The organism is Kribbella capetownensis, assembly GCF_004331485.1.
GTDB classification, from domain to species: domain Bacteria; phylum Actinomycetota; class Actinomycetes; order Propionibacteriales; family Kribbellaceae; genus Kribbella; species Kribbella capetownensis.
In genome coordinates, this window is record NZ_SJKD01000006.1 from 201579 (window position 1) to 217082 (window position 15504).

Here is a 15504-nt window from a genome sequence, read left to right on the forward strand (position 1 = left end):
GCCCCCGCCCGAAATGTGGAGAACTCGTGGAGATCGGGCCTCCATCCGGCCTCCACCCCTCCGCCAAGCTTCATTCGGCGCACCCGTTGCAGAGTCGTCTCATCGACAGGCAAGGGGGCCGAGACCATGTACGACGTTGTGGTGGTGGGGGCACGGTGCGCCGGAGCGGCCACCGCGATGTTGCTGGCGAGGATGGGCCACGACGTCGTCATGGTCGACAAGGCACGACTGCCCAGCGACACCCTGTCGACCCACGGGCTGATCCGCGGTGGAGTGGTGCAGCTGTCCCGCTGGGGGCTGCTCGATCGCGTCCTCGCGAGCGGCGCACCGGCAGTCACCCACGTGACGTTCGACATCGAGGGTGAGCCGAAGACCCGGCGGATCAAGGAGCGGGCCGGCGTGGACATGCTGGTCGCGCCACGCCGGCGGGTGCTCGACAGCCTGCTCGCCGACGCCGCGGTAGAGGCAGGCGCGGGGCTCCGGACCGGCGTGACCGTCACCGGCCTGCAGCGATCGGACCACGGGCGGGTCACCGGCATCGTCGGCCACTCGGCGAACGGCGACCGCGTCGAGCTGCCCGCCCGCATCGTCGTCGGCGCCGACGGCCGGCAGTCGCGCCTGGCCGGGTACGCCGGCGCCGAGACGCTGGAGCGGTTCATCTCACCGTGCGCGGTCTTCTACACCTATGTGACCGGACTCGCCCCGGACACCTACCAGTTCCACATCGCGCCGGACACGTTCGCCGGTGTCTTCCCGACGCATGACGGCCAGGCCTGCGTCTGGCTGATCCGGCCGACGGATCTCCTGGAGCCGATCCGTACGGCGGGATCCGGGCGGAGCGCGGCCTTCGTCGAGCAGCTCGAACTGCTTGTGCCCAATCTCGGTCGCCAAGTCCGCGCCGGCCGCATCGCCGCACGGCTGCGGGGGATCGCCAACCTGCCGAACTTCCGGCGCCAGGCACACGGACCGGGGTGGGCGCTCGTCGGCGATGCCGGCTACCACCGGGATCCGATCACCGGGCACGGCATCACCGACGCGTTCCGGGATGCCGAACTGCTGGCCGATGCGATCGGCAACGGTCTGCGGGACGCATCGGTCGAGCCGGCGGCCATGGCGGCGTACCAGAACACTCGTGACGCGATGGCGCGAGAGGTCTTCGACCTGACTCGCGCGCTGACCGCCTTTCCGCCACCGCAGCGCTTCGTCGAACTGCAGATCGAGCTCAGCGAGGCTCTCGAACAAGAGGCCGACCGACTGGCCTCCTTTCCCGACCGCGAGGCCACCAGTTCAGCCGCTTGATCCTGAAAGGAACAGCACCATGACCACCTCCACGACCGACAACCGGCGCAACGGCGTCGACACCGCGACGCTCTTCGCCACACTCGATGCGGTCAAGGCCCAGCCCGAGATCGCCCGCTTCCAGTTCCGCGCGACCAATCGATGGATCAGCGGAACCCACAACCAGGGCACGATCAACGGGTTCTACGGCGCCGGCCAGGAGAACACGCGACCGGCGGACTTCACCTTCGACGCCGACCACCCGCCGGTACTGGTCGGGAACGACAACGGACCCACACCGGCCGAGCACCTGCTGCACGCACTCGCCGCCTGCCTGACCAGTGGGCTGGCGAACATCGCCGCGGCCCGTGGGATCGACCTCGAGGAGGTCACCTCGACGGTCGAGGGAGACATCAACCTGCTCGGCATCCTCGGGCTCGACCCCGACGTGCGCAACGGGTACGAGGCGATCCGCGTCGTCTTCCACGTCAAGGGTGACGCCGAGGCCGAAGTACTGCGGGCCCTGGTCGCGCAGTCGAGGAAACGCTCGGCCGTGTACGACGTGATCACGCACGGCGTTCCGGTGTCGATCGACGTCGCCACCGCCTGATCAGGACACAGCAGCCGGTCTGTCGCTCGGGGGTGGGCCGGCTGTCAGTGCGCGGCGACGGCCCGGAACACGTCGGAGCCGTCGACCGGCTCGGTCACGACGCCCGAACCGGCGAGCAGATCACGCACCGCCGGACTGAGCCACAGCGATCCCAGCGTCGCCTGGTCGGCCAGCCCGATCGCGACCTGTACGCCGTACGCGTCGAGCTCGGTCTCGTCCCGCGGCACCTCCGCGATCGCGACACCGAGCTTGTCCGCGCTGTGCATCTGGGCGAGTCCCGCGCGTACGGCGGTCGCTGGTCCGTCGAACAGCACCACCGCACGGTCGCCGGGCCCTGAGCACCGGCGTCCTCCGGCCGCGACCAGACTGGCGGCGAGGTCACCGGCCCCCGGCCCGGCCGGCACGGCCACGGCGGCCAGCGCGAGCACCTGACCGGCCGCCCCGGGCAGGTCGTGCACGAAGCGCTCGATCGGGTCGAGGAGCTGGTCCGGATCGCCCGACACGAAGTGATCGTCACCGTCGAGCAGTTCCAGCCGCGCGCCGGGGATGCGGTCGGCGATGTACCGCGAGCCGCCGACATCGATGAGCCCGTCGCCGACGCGATGCATCACCAGGGTCGGAACCCGCACCGCCGGCAAGGCGTCCCGAACGTCCACGAGTGAGTTCATGTCCATCAGCGCCCGGATCGTCGACGGCGTCGCGGAGGCCCGCATGCGCTGGGCCCACCAGCGCTGCATCGGTACGTCGGCCGACGGGCAGCGCAGCCGCATGTCGGCCTCCCAGTCCCACTTGTTCACGAGCAACTCTGTGTACGCCTCGCGGACGTCCTGTGTCTGCGCCCACGGATAGTCCGGCGACCACACCCGTTTGGCCCAGGTGCCGTACACGACCAGTCCCGCAACCCGCTCCGGATGCGCCGCAGCGCACAGGATCGCCATCGGCCCGCCTTCGGAGTACCCGACCAGCACGGCCCGGCGGGACCCGACCGCGTCCATCACGGCGAGTACGTCGTGCATTCGCGTCTCCATGTCGGGCAGATCGGACGGACGGTCCGACATCCCGGTACCACGCTTGTCGAACCGGATCAGCCGGCCGAAGGTCCCCAACCGGTGGAGGAAGTGGGCATGCCGTGGATCGGCCCAGTCCAGCTCGAGGTGCGACACGAACCCGGAGATCAGCACGATGTCGACGTCACCGCCGCCGGTCACCTGATACGCGATGTGGAGACCATCGCTGACGGTGTAGCGGACGGGCTCGACCGGCCGTGGCTCGGTCCGCGTCGCGGCCGGCGCGACGAAACGGTAGCCCCGGCCGTGCAGGGTCCGGATCATCCGCTGACTGTGACCGTCGTCGCCGAGCGCGCGCCGTACCTGCTTGATCCGGCTGGTGACGGCCGCCTCGGTGACGAAGCGGCCGCCCCAGACCCCGTCCATCAACTCCTCTTTCGCCACCACCCGGTCACGGTGCGAGACGAGATAGGCCAGAACATCAAACGCTTGCGGCTCCAGTGGCACCGGTACTCCGGCCCGGCGAATCTCGAACAACGCCGGGTCGAACTCCAGATCCCCATCGAACGTGAGCACCACATACCGACTATGCCACCGGAAACCGGATGCGTCGTCGGCTGACTAGTTCTTCTGGGTCATCCGGGTCAGTGGCGCCGGAGTCAAGGTCTTGTGAGCCTTGAGGTACGCCGCGAAGGTTTCGTGGTCGGTGTTGTTGCGGACCGGGTCGGTGTAGCTCTTGAACGCCGCGTACCCGTCGGCGCCGATCACTGTGTAGGCGAGTGCGGCCACCCGGTAGGTCTTGGCCGGATCGAGAGCCGCGCCGTCGATCTTCACGTCGGCCGGGTCGACGCGCTCACCGGCCGGCCGATTCGCGTCGAACGAGTAGCTGACGTTGCCCGACACCGCGAGCGGCGCGAACTTCACCGTGCCGTCGGTCTGCGTCTGCCACTGCTGCTCGAGTACGGCGTCCAGTTGCGCGCCGGTCAGGCTCACGGTCAGGACCGGGTTGCCGTACCCGTACGCGTCCCACGACTCACCGAGCATCACCCGGCCGTCGGCATCACCCGGCTTGTTGCTGTTGGCAACCAGGAGGTCGGCACGCAACGCCGTACTGCCGATGGCGGGCTTGGCCGCGATGATGCCGAGGTCGGCTGTGCCGTTCTGCCGGGCGGTCCACAGGTGGACGTCAGCGGCCAGGTCGGCCAGCGTGCTCTCGCCGGCCGCGTTCGCGGTACGGGTGAAGTCGCCGGTGATGGTCGCGACCGGTTCGGCGTACTTGCGGTCACCGGCGGCGGCCCAGTAGTCGACGATCTTCTGGATCTTCGGGTCGGGCGTGACGTCGCGAGTGACGGCGTGGTTGGTCGACGTGGTCTTGTCACGCAGTACCTCACCGGTGCGGCCGTCGAGCTGGAGGTTGATCTCGTTGATCAGCCGGCCATGGTTCGCGGCCTCGACGACCGGCCGCGGGTTGCCGTCCGGGTCCGGGATGCTGCAGTTGAAGCCGGTATGCCAGTGACCGGTGACGATCGCGTCGATCTGCGGCGTCACCTTGCGCGCGAGGTCGACCGCGGGACCGGTCGGGTTCACACAGTCGTTGTACGTCGCGGACGCGTCGGTACCACCGTCGTGCATGTTGAGCACGATCGCCTTCACGCCCTTGCGGGTCAGCTCCGCCGCGGCACGGTTCGTCGACTCGACCGGGTCGAGCGCGGTCAGGTCCGGCTGGTACGACGTCGAGCCGACCGGAGTGTCCGGAACAGTCATCCCGATGAAGCCGATCGGGTAGCTGCGGCCGTGGTCGCGCACCCAGCGGATCGTGTACGGCGCGACGATCGTACGGCCCTTGGCGTCGACGATGTTGGCCGACTGGAACTCGAAGTCGGCACCGTGGAACCGGCGGCCGGTGGAGTCGGTGAAGCAACTGTCGACGCCGACCGTGCCGAAGCACTTGCCCTTGGTCATGTGGTCGACCAGGAAGCTCTTCGAGATGTCGAGTTCGTGGTTGCCGACGGCTGAGAACTCGACGCCGAGCGCATTCAGCACCTCGATCGTCGGCTCGTCCGCGTGCGCGTCCACCTCGAACGGCCAGCCGGAGAAGTTGTCCCCGGTGGCGAAGAAGATCGAGTTCGCGTGACCGGCCTGGATGCTCTTCAGATGCGTGGCCAGGTACGCCGCTCCGCCGACGACCTGAGTGGTCCCGCCGGGGCCGGCGATGGTGCCGCCGTCGGCCGGGGACGGCGGCCGCAGGTAGCCGTGGAAGTCGGTGATCGAGACCAGTTGCACCGGTACCGATGTGGTAACGGCCTGGGCGGCCGGCGGGGCCAGGCCGGCGGCCAGCAGGACCGCGAGTCCGGCGGCAAGGGCGCGTGGGCGGCGTACTCTGCGCACAATTGTCTCCTCAAATGTCGAAACAAGCACTTCCCGACAGAAGGAGACTGCCTCACCCTGAACAAGATGTCACCATCGAACGGCGAGTCTCTGAACCTCGAAGGAATCCACCCTGCCCGCCGAGACACCCCCTGCCCGCCGCTCACAAGATCTGATCAAATACCACCGTGGTGGCCGGTGGTCCCGCGAAGCCTCCGGCCACCACCTCGCCCGTCAGGAGCCTGATGAATCTCCCGCTGATCCCCGCCCCTGCCGCAACCACCACCTCTGCCGGGACGTTCGTCATCGGCGACGGTCTGGGCATCGTCGTCCAGTCGGCCGAGCTCGCCGATCTCGCCGCACGATTCGTCGAGGACGTTCAGATCGACGCCGGCATCGCGCTCTCCCTCGCCGCTTCGGCCGATATCACGGTCCTGATCGACAGCGCCGGCATCGACGACGTCGCACCCGCTTCAGGTCTACGGGCCGACGGCAAGGACCTCGCCGACGAGCGGTACGGACTCGAGATCACCAGCGCGGGCGTGCGCGTGTGGGGTCCGACAGCGGAGGCGGTGCACCGCGGCCTCACCTCGCTCCGGCAGCTGATCACGGCGTACGCGCAGGATGGCAGTGCAGCTTTGCCGACGGCCCGTGTCATCGACGGGCCGCGGTTCACGTGGCGCGGGCTCTCCCTCGACGTCGCCCGAACCTTCCACCCGCCGACGGTGGTCCGCCGCGTCATCGACATGTGCGCGCTGTACAAGCTCAACGTGCTGCACCTCCACCTCACCGACGACCAGGGCTGGCGGATCGAGGTCCCGTCCCGCCCGGCGCTCACCGAGATCGGCGCCGACGGCGCGATCGGTGACCGTCCTGGCGGTCACTACAGCCGAGCCGAGATGTCCGAGCTCGTGGCGTACGCCGCCGAGCGCTTCGTGACGGTGGTCCCGGAGATCGAGATGCCCGGTCATACCGCGGCCGTGTTCCGCGCGTACCCCGAGCTTGCGCCGGGCGAGGTTCGCTCCATCGATCTCGGCAACGGGGCCAGCCTCCAGCTCAGCACCCTCGACCCCGACCGCCCGGAGACCTGGGCGTTCGTCGATGACGTCCTGGCCGCCGTCATTCCGCAGTTCCCGCAGAGCGCGTACGTCCACATCGGCGGAGACGAGGCGTTCGGCATGCCCGACGAGGCCCATGCCGCCTTCGTCGAACGAGCCGTCGAGCTCGTTCGCGCCCGCGGGAAGCGGGTCGTCGGGTGGCAGGAGATCGCCCGCGCCTCGATCGGCTCCGACGAAGTAGTGCAGTACTGGATGGACGTCCACGAAGTCGAGTCGATGGACTACGACGCCGTGAGCTCGATGGTTCCGGCAGAGCTGCTGCCGATCCTTGCCGAGGGGCTGAAAAAGGCAGCGCACGATGCCCCGCGCGCACTCGCCCAAGGCTCACGGCTGCTCGTCTCGCCAACCACCTGGCTGTACTTCGACCGACCACACGCCGATGCATCGTCGGACGCCGCGCAGGAAGAGCTGCGAAAGCGCGTCGGGTTGCCGGTCTACCCGGCGGCGTCCATCCGCGACGGCATCGAATGGGACCCGGTCGAGAACACGCCCGGAGTCGAGTCGGACGCGCAGATCGCCGGCGTCGAGGCGGCTGTGTGGTGCGAGACCATCGCAACCGCCGACGAACTGGAGTTCATGCTCCTCCCCCGGCTTGCCGGCGCGGCAGAAAAGGCCTGGTCACGCCAGACGTCCACGGACTGGACCGAGTACGCCGCCCGTCTCGGTCGCCAATCCACCATTTGGCAACAACGCGGGTGGAGATTTCTGCGCTCGGTCGAGATCGACTGGGCCTAGGTCAACCCCACGGGTCCACTGTGCGTGCTCCTGTCATCGCGGGGCTCGCGGCCGCTCCGGCGTGCAGATGGACAGATGGTGTTGGGCTGTTCATAGTGCAGCTGAGCGCAGGTGCGCTCCTGTGTACGGTGTATCGCAGGTGCACTACCTGTCGGCGTGTACACCACCGGTCGATGATCTGGCCCGGCGCCAACCCGGGCGGGCGGCAGCCCGCAACCGGCCGCCTGCGGAGAACCACCGGAGGGCAGACCGCTGGCGATCTGCCCTCCGACGTACTACGAACTCAGCAGGTTGCGGTCGGTGCCGCCCAGTCGGCGCGGTCGTTGTAGCCGCCGTCTCCGGCGTCGCCGACGAAGAGGTCGAGGACGCGGACGCCGGTCAGGTCGACGTCGATCGGCTTCGGGTTGTCCCGGTCGACTACGCCACTGTCGTACAGGACCTTGCCGTCGCCGATCACCTGGAAGGTCGCGGTGCCACCCTCCGGCCCGACGTTGCGCACCGCGTCGTCGATACCAACCGTCGCGGTCAACCGAGAGCACGACTTGCCCAGGTAGTAGCGAACCGTCGACGGCGTCGCGACGCCGATACCAGTCGGGTACGTCGTACTCATGAGGCTGATCGGGGATCCGCCACCGACACTCTCGTCAACGGTCGGCGACATCCAGCCGCTGGTCGCGCTGATCCACTCGTGATGCGACAGCGGAACGGTCCCTGTCGGCGGCACCGGAGCCACGACCACCGGCGACACAGTCGACTGACGCTGTACGCCGTACCTGATCGTGTCGTACGACGTCGACGCGGTGAGGCTCGCGGATCCAGGTGCGGCGTTGGCGGGCAGCTTCACAGTGAAGCGGTACGTCGCCTGCTGCCCGCCGGCCAACAGAATCGCAGCCTTGGTCAACGACTTGACGGTCCAACCGGTGCCACCGGCAACTGTCACGGCCGGCTTGAGCACCGGCAGCAGACCGTCGTTGCGGACGGCAACCTGCACCGTCAGTTCGTCGCCACCGGCAACAACCGGAGCGACTCCGTCGGGCTGCACATCGGTGCCGACGTTCGTCACCTGCGGAATACCGGCAGTAACATGCGGAATCCCCGGCACGCCACGAGCCGGCTCGACCCGGAAGAGCGCCGTACCGTGCGCCGGAACCGCCGCGCTGATGGTGCCCGCGCTCTCGGTGACCTTGTTGGTCCACGCGTTCTTCAGGGTGAACCGTGCACCCCGCAGACCGACCGCGGAAGCCGTCGTCGTGATCGTCTTCGCGCTGTCACCGCGGTTCAGCAGTACCACGGCGCGGCTACCGTCAGCGAGCCGCTTGACCCACGTCTCCGTCGTTCCCGCGGCACCCACCCGGACGGCCTGAACCGCGGCCCGGTCCTGGTTGATCGCGAGTACGTCGGGATCGGTCAGCATCGAGATCGTCGTCGCGCTCAGCTTGCGGATGTCGCTGCCGACCACAAGCGGTGCCGCGGCCACGGCCCACAGGGTGAGCTGGGAGCGGAACTCCTCGTCCGTCATGCCGAGCTCGGGTGCGAGGTAGTCGGGGTCGCTGAACGCACCTGGCTTGACCACCTCGGGATGCCGTGCGTTCGCGTCGTAGTTGCGCAGTACGTCCTTGAACTTGATGTCGCCCTGGAAGCCGACATCGGTGTACGTCCGCCACGACTGGGCGATCCCCGGTGCGTACGACCAGGAGAAGATCGACTGCTGCGACTCGGGGTAGTTGCCCCAGTCCGGCGAGGTGACCGGGTTGCAGAGGTTGAAGATCATCGGCCGGTGGCTCGCGTTGTTGCGCAACGCCTGGGCGAACTCGGTGAAGACGGTCTTCGGGTCCAGGTTCGCCGCGATGCCGCACAGGTAGTCGACCTTGACGGCGTCGAAGCCCCAGGCGGCAAACTGGTCCGCGTCGCGCTGGTAGTAGCCGCCGCTACCGAGGCCGCACTTGCCCGGGATGTACGGACCGGCGTCGGTGTAGATGCCGGCCTTGAGCCCCTTGCTGTGGATGTAGTCGACCAGCGGCTTCAGTCCGTTCGGGAACTTGGCCGGGTTCGGGACCAGGTCGCCGGCGTCGCTGCGGGACTGATCAGCCTGCCAACCGCCGTCCAGCCAGACGATGTCGTAGCCGGCCTTGGCCAGCCCACGACTCACCAGCGAGTCGGCGACCGACTTGATCGTGTCCTCGGTGAACTCACCACCGAGTCCGTAGTACGTGTTCCAGCCCATGTACGGCGTCGGGCTGAGCACCGCAGCTGGGGCCTCAGCTGTGGCCTGAGCCGCCACAGCCTGGGTTGTCGTGGTGGTCGCGAACGCGGCGGCCACCAGTGCCGCGGCGATCACCCCACCCAGTAGTCGCTTCATCTGTTGTCCTTTGCTGCCGTTGAGCGGAACGGTCAGTCGAGGGCTTCGACGACCAGGCAGTTCGAGTCGGTCGAGCCGTCCCACCGGACGCCGACCTGCAGCAGATAGCTGCCCGGGTGAACCTCGTCGCCCACCCGGTAGTTCTTCGCGGGATCCAGGCCTGCCAGCGGCACGCGTCGCGGCCTCGTCGGCAGTGTCCCGCGCACGTTCTCGTCGCCGGTCTGCCAGAGGAAGACGACGGACCGCGTCGTACCGAGGTACTGCAGGCCGGCGGACAGTCCGTAGACCTTGCTGTCGGCAACCAGCTCGCGGATGCCCTTGTACTGCTCGATGTGTCGTGTCGCGGTAGCCAGTTGCTCGTCGTTCCATCGCGACAGGTCGGCGCCGATCCCGAGTACGCCGGCCATGGCGACGTGGAACCGGAAGTCCAGGGATCGCTCGCGTCCGTCATGGGTGCCGACGGCATCGGTCACCCACGAGCTCATCAGGTGCGGCGCGAAACCGGTGCGGAAGCCTTGCTGGATCCTGAGCCGATCCAGCGCAGCGGTGTTGTCACTCGGCCAGAGCGTGTCGACCCACGCGGCCATTCCGAGGTCGACGCGAGCGCCGCCGCCCGCGCATCCCTCGACGTACACCTCAGGGTGCTCGGCGCGAAGGCGGTCGAGGATCGCGTACAGGTTGGTGACGACGCGACCGTCGAGGTCCCGCCGCTGGTCGCCGGAGTCCAGTCGGGGACGGTTGGCGTCCCACTTCAGATACTTGATCTGGTACGCCGACAGCAGGCCATCGAGCGTGGTCCAGATAAAGTCGGCGACGTCGTCTCGACTCAGGTCGAGGAGGAGCTGGTTGCGGATCAGGACCGGGTCGCGGCCGGGAGTGCGGAGGATCCACTCGGGGTGTTTCGCGGCGAGCTCGGACTTCGGGCTGACCGATTCGGGCTCGACCCACAGACCGAAGTCGAGGCCGATGTCGGTCAGGTCGGCGATGAATCCGTCCAGGCCGTTCGGGAACTTGGCGGGGTCGACCTCCCAGTCGCCGAGGCCGCCGGTGTCGTCGGAGCGACCGACGAACCATCCGTCGTCGACCACGAACGTCTCGACACCGATGCTCTTGGCGCGTCGGGCGAGCTCCAGCTGGTGGTCGGCGCGGATGTCGAACTCGGTGGCGAACCAGGAGTTGTACAGCACCTTCGGCGTGAGCTGCCTCGACAGGGATCGCTCGTAGGTGTGGAAGACACGAGCCAGTCCGTCGGCACCTTCCGCACTACACGCCCCGACCGCCTTCGGCGAAACCCAGGTCTGTCCCGGTCCCAGCGTGATCCCGAGACTCGGTGACAGTCTTCCGGCCTGGATCCGCAGTTGTCCGGTGGTGTCGACGTCGGCGCTCAGCTCCCACGACCCACTCCATGCGAGTTGGACGCCATACGCCGTACCTCCGTCCTCGACGGACAGGAATGGTGAGTACGAGTGCCCGGTGATCCCCTGGGCACTGCCGATCGTGAACCGGCCGCGCTCGAGCGTGACCTCGGCCTGCTGGAACTCGCTGTTCCACTCACCCCACAGGTACTTCACCGTCGCGCCGCCGGACGTAGGCACGGTGAACCCCGCCGAGTCGTGCCGCTGCAACCGCAGCTCGCCGGCGCCGTCGTTGTGGATCGAAACCCACCGCTCAACAACATCACCCACGACGCGGTAATGCAGCACGAGTTGCAGCTCCCGCACCGAGTCCACGAACGTCAACCCCAGGGCGTTCTCACCAGGGGCTGCCTCCGTGAACACTGGGCGGAGCTCGTCTGAGCCGTCTGGGCCACTCACCACCAGGTCCACCGGGGATGCGTAGCGGACTCCGCGGACGGCGTACTCGAGGGGTTCTACATCCGGGCGTGGGAGGAAGTGCTCGGTGCCCTCCAGCGCGAGGATGGACGGGCCGTCCGCGACCGCGTGGGGGCCCCAGGCAACCAGTTGGGCCCACTGGTTGTGGTCGGGGACGCCGACGACGTACGACGTGGTTGAACCGTGCAACGTCCACGTCTTCACTTGACGGCTCCGATGGCGAGCCCACCGACGAAGTGCTTCTGGAAGCGGAGGAAGACCGCGACCGTGGGAACCGCAGCGATCACGGTGCCGGCCGCAATCACGTTCCAGGACGAGACGAACAGACCCTGGAGACCCAGCAGCGCCGGCGTGACCGGCATCTTCTCGCCGGACCGGATCACGGTGATCGACCACAGCAGGTCGTTGAAGATCCAGGTGAACGACAGCGCACCAAGCGCCGCCAGCGCGGGCCGGGTCAGCGGCAGGATCACACTCGCGTAGATCTTCCCCGGCCCGGCACCATCGATCGTCGCCGCCTCCTGGATCTCCCGCGGCAGATCCCGCATGAACCCATGCAGCACGAACGTGTAGAACCCGAGCCCGAACCCGACATGAACCGCGATCAGCGCGATCAGCGTGTCGTAGTACCCGATCAGCTCGACGAACCGCGAGATCGGGATCAGCAGGATCTGCGGCGGCAGCAGATTCCCCATCAGCATGAGCAACAGGATCGTCCGCCGGAACGGGATGTTGTACCGCGCCAGCCCGTACGCCGCGATCGACGCCAGCCCGAGACTCAGCAGCACCGCCGGGATCGTCACCAGCAGACTGTTGATCAAGGCCCGGAACTCGTCCGCGTCCTGCCACGCCGACTTGTACGTCGAGAACGTGAACGAATGCGGCAGCGACCCGAGCCCGTTCGCCGCCACATCGTCGAAGCTGCGGAACGAGATCACGATCACCCAGAGAATCGGGGCAACCCACAGAATGGAGACCAGCCCCATCGCCACGTGGTAGCCCGACGTCTTCAGGCGGTTCATGTCTCGTCCCGGAAGGCACGAATCAGGTAGCCGAGGATCACGGCCAGGGCGAGTAGGAAGATCACGACGGCCAGGGCGGAGGCGTAGCCGAGCTGGGTCGACTGGAACGCGGTCGAGTACATGTACGTGCTGAGCAGCTCGGACGAGTGGTACGGACCGCCCTTGGTCATCGACCAGACGATGTCGAACGATCTGAGCGAGTCGATCACGATCACCGACAGCACGACCGAGTTCACGCCTTTGAGCTGCGGGATCGTGACGAATCGGGTCCGCTGCCAGGCCGACGCGCCGTCCACCTTCGCGGCCTCGTACAGCGCGGGGTCGACGGCCTTCAGACCGGCCAGGTACAGCACCATCACATACCCGATCTGCCGCCACAGTGCCGGCAGGATGACGGCGTACAGGGCGGTGTCCGGATCAGCCAGCCAGGGCCGGACGAAGTTGCCCAGGCCAACAGAGCGGAACACGGTGTCGACCAAGCCATCGGGCTGGTAGAAGACCCGCCAGATCAGTGCGGTGACGACCAGCGAGAAGACCACCGGGGTGAACAGCGCGGCGCGGTAGATGCCGACACCGCGACGCTCGCGCTGCAGCAGCAACGCCATCCCGAAGCCGCCGATCACACTGAGCCCGCCGAACAGCACCAGCCAGATCGCGGTGTTCTTCAGCGCGGTCCGGAAGATCGGGTCCGACACCATGTCGCTGAAGTTGCCGAAGCCGACGAACGACGGCGCCGACAACCCGTCCCAGTTGGTCAATGCCAGCCAGAACCCTTGCAGCGCGGGCCAGAACACCCACACCGCCTCGATCGCGAACGGCACCAGCACGAACGCCAGGATCAACGGCGAGACCCGCCGAGGGCCGGAGCGTTTGGTACGTCGTGACGCTCCCCCGCCGGCCCGTGGCGCGGGCCGGCCGGGAGCTGTCTGCGTCAAGGTGGAAGTCACGCCTTGAAGACCTTCTCAGCCGCGGTCTGCCAGGTCTTGAGGATCTGGTCGATCTGGTCCGGCTTGTCCAGGAACTTGGTCAGGGCGGCGTCAGCCGTTGGCTGGAGTGCGTCACTAGAGTCGCGGTTGAAGAACTGGGTCAGCTCCGCCGCGCCCTCGATCATCGCCTTGCCCTTCTTCACCAGCGGCGTGTCCGCGGACTTGCCGTCCGGGTTCGCGGGGATCGCCGTACCGGAGGAGCTCTGGACGTAGATCTCCTGCGCCTCGGCGGTCGCCAGCCAGGTCATCAGCTTCTTCACGCCGTCCGGATCCTTCGCCTTCTTCGAGGCGAAGTACCCGTCCGTCGGCGCCTCCTCGGCCACCGGTACGGCGGGATCGATGATCGGGAACTGGAAGAAGTCGATGTCGTCCAGCGCGTCCTTCGGCGCGGAGTCGGCGAAGAAGGTGCCGATCAGGAACATCCCGGTCTTGCCGGCCAGCAGCGCCGACGTCGCCTCCTGGAACGGGAACGACTTGCCCTTCGGGTCGAAGTACGGCAGCACCTCGCGCCACTTGGTGAAGACCGCCTTCACCTTCGGGTCGGTGAAGTCGCCCTGCCCGGCCAGCAACTGGCGGTGGAACGGCGCGCCGTTGATCCGGATGTTCAGGTAGTCGAACCAGGCCGACGCGACCCACGGGGTGTCGCCGAGGCCGATGCCGATCGGCGGGATGCCCTTGCTCTGGATCGTCTTGCAGACCTGAACGAACTCCGCCCAGGTCTTCGGCGGCGTGACGCCCCACTTGGCGAAGTTCGACTTGCGGTAGAACATGCCCCACCAGTAGTAACTGGTCGGCACGAAGATCTTCTGCCCGGCGCTGCTGGTGGACAGCGTCTGCATCGACTTCGGGTAGTTCGTCATGCTGTCCCACACGCTCGACACGTCGAGCAGCAGGTCCTTCTTCGCGTACGAGTCGGCGACCGACCCGGCGTACCAGGTGTAGACGTCCGGCGGGTTGGCCGACGTCAGGTACGTCGGCAGCTGGGTCCGGAAGATCTCCGCCGCGACCGTGTTCAGCTTGACCTGGGATCCGCCGGTTTTGTTGTACGCAGCAACGACCTTCTCCATCGCGGCCTTGGCCTGCTCACTGGAGAGGTTCGACTGCAGCGAAAGCTCACCAGTGGCCGCGCTGCCGCTGCCCGGACTGCTCGTCGAGGTCGCGCACCCGGGCACCAGGGCGGCCGCCCCGAGCAGTCCGAGTCCCTTGAGGAAAGTCCGTCGATCTGCTGCCAGACCCGTCATACCCAAACTCCTGAGATCTGCTCGACCAGCGTGCCAGTCGAGTGAGTGGTGTGTTGCGGACGATCTTGCGGCGGACGGTCGCAGGTGTCAATATTAATTCGTAAATTACGAGCAAATCGCTTGACCTGACCTCGCCGTCACGGTCAACTGGTGCCTCGTTCATCGTTGGAAAGCTCTGCCCGGGATGCTTGGGTGGAGCTGGGCTGTGGAGGAGGCGCACGTGCGGCTGGGTGGGCGGGTGATCGTGGTGACCGGTGCCGCGTCCGGGATCGGTGCGGCCTGCGTGGAGCGTTTCCTCGCCGAGGGCGCGTCCGTGGTCCAGGTCGACGTACACCCGTGCAAGGAGGTGCCCGGCCGGGCGATCGCCGTACTCGGTGATGTCTCGTCGCCGGACACGTGGGCCGAGGTCCGGTCCCGCGGCCGTGACGAGCTCGGTCCGATCGACGGCCTCGTCAGCAACGCCGTCTTCCTCGACGTGAAGCCGGCCCACGAACTGTCGCCGCCGTCTTGGCAACGGCAGCTCGACGTGAACCTGACCGCCGCGTTCCTCGGCTTCCAGACCTTGTACGACGACCTCGCGGCCGGCCGTGGATCCGTCGTACTGATGTCTTCGGTGCACGCACTCGCCGGCCTTCCCGGCCATCCGGCGTACGCGGCGACCAAGGGTGCCCTGGTCGCACTCGGACGCCAGCTCGCGGTCGAGTACGGCGGTTCGATCCGGGTGAACACCGTGCTTCCGGGCCCGGTCGAGACCGCGATGTGGGACCGTGTCGACGCCGAGAGCCGCGAACGCAGCTCGAAGGCGACGGCGGTCGGCCGGCTCGGGCAACCGGACGAAGTGGCTCAGGCAGTCGCGTTCCTGCTGTCGTCGGAGGCGTCGTACGTGACCGCCACCACGCTGGTGGTCGACGGCGGCTGGTCCGCGGTGAAGGACTCGGCGTGAGGAGAA

The 15504-nt window shown here is 67.6% G+C and carries 11 protein-coding genes; 4 read left to right on the forward strand and 7 right to left on the reverse strand.

What is annotated here, in order from left to right; translation table 11 throughout:
• Positions 1–126 precede the first annotated feature (126 nt).
• Together E0H75_RS25875 and E0H75_RS25880 are read left to right on the forward strand one after the other, a co-directional pair.
• Positions 127–1299 (forward strand): NAD(P)/FAD-dependent oxidoreductase, encoded by a 1173-nt coding sequence (locus tag E0H75_RS25875; protein ID WP_131516250.1) that lies wholly within the window; start codon positions 127–129, stop codon positions 1297–1299.
• A gap of 19 nt (positions 1300–1318) precedes the next feature.
• Entirely contained in the window at positions 1319–1888 is a 570-nt protein-coding gene (locus E0H75_RS25880; protein ID WP_131516251.1) for an OsmC family protein, read from the forward strand.
• 44 nt (positions 1889–1932) lie between these two features.
• Here E0H75_RS25880 and E0H75_RS25885 read toward each other — a convergent pair whose 3' ends face one another.
• Both E0H75_RS25885 and E0H75_RS25890 read right to left on the reverse strand, forming a co-directional pair.
• Positions 1933–3474, reverse strand: a complete 1542-nt coding sequence (locus tag E0H75_RS25885) for an alpha/beta hydrolase (protein WP_131516252.1) — start codon at positions 3472–3474, stop codon at positions 1933–1935.
• A gap of 42 nt (positions 3475–3516) precedes the next feature.
• The gene (locus tag E0H75_RS25890) at positions 3517–5283 is read right to left on the reverse strand and encodes a bifunctional metallophosphatase/5'-nucleotidase (RefSeq protein ID WP_131516253.1); all 1767 of its coding nucleotides are present in this window, start codon (positions 5281–5283) and stop codon (positions 3517–3519) included.
• Positions 5284–5507: 224 nt separating this feature from the next.
• Between E0H75_RS25890 and E0H75_RS25895 the strand changes: the two genes are divergently transcribed.
• Positions 5508–7115, forward strand: coding sequence for a beta-N-acetylhexosaminidase (locus tag E0H75_RS25895; protein WP_131516254.1), 1608 nt, complete (start codon positions 5508–5510; stop codon positions 7113–7115).
• A gap of 283 nt (positions 7116–7398) precedes the next feature.
• Here the strand turns inward: E0H75_RS25895 and E0H75_RS25900 are convergent, their stop codons facing one another.
• Genes E0H75_RS25900 through E0H75_RS25920 form a run of 5 tightly spaced genes read right to left on the reverse strand, consistent with a single transcriptional unit; the run spans position 7399 to position 14555 of the window.
• Positions 7399–9474 (reverse strand): NPCBM/NEW2 domain-containing protein, encoded by a 2076-nt coding sequence (locus E0H75_RS25900; RefSeq protein ID WP_131516255.1) that lies wholly within the window; start codon positions 9472–9474, stop codon positions 7399–7401.
• A 32-nt stretch (positions 9475–9506) separates the two neighbouring features.
• Entirely contained in the window at positions 9507–11510 is a 2004-nt protein-coding gene (locus tag E0H75_RS25905; RefSeq protein ID WP_131516256.1) for an alpha-galactosidase, read from the reverse strand.
• Entirely contained in the window at positions 11507–12328 is an 822-nt protein-coding gene (locus E0H75_RS25910) for a carbohydrate ABC transporter permease (RefSeq protein ID WP_131516257.1), read from the reverse strand. The genes E0H75_RS25905 and E0H75_RS25910 overlap by 4 nt, the downstream gene beginning before the upstream one ends.
• Complete coding sequence (locus tag E0H75_RS25915; protein WP_238163279.1) at positions 12325–13275, reverse strand: carbohydrate ABC transporter permease; 951 nt, start codon at positions 13273–13275, stop codon at positions 12325–12327. The genes E0H75_RS25910 and E0H75_RS25915 overlap by 4 nt, the downstream gene beginning before the upstream one ends.
• Entirely contained in the window at positions 13272–14555 is a 1284-nt protein-coding gene (locus E0H75_RS25920; RefSeq protein ID WP_131516258.1) for an ABC transporter substrate-binding protein, read from the reverse strand. The genes E0H75_RS25915 and E0H75_RS25920 overlap by 4 nt, the downstream gene beginning before the upstream one ends.
• A 205-nt stretch (positions 14556–14760) precedes the next feature.
• On the opposite strand from E0H75_RS25920, the gene E0H75_RS25925 reads away from it, so the two are divergent.
• Positions 14761–15498, forward strand: coding sequence for an SDR family NAD(P)-dependent oxidoreductase (locus tag E0H75_RS25925; RefSeq protein WP_238163280.1), 738 nt, complete (start codon positions 14761–14763; stop codon positions 15496–15498).
• The last annotated feature ends 6 nt before the right edge of the window (positions 15499–15504 follow it).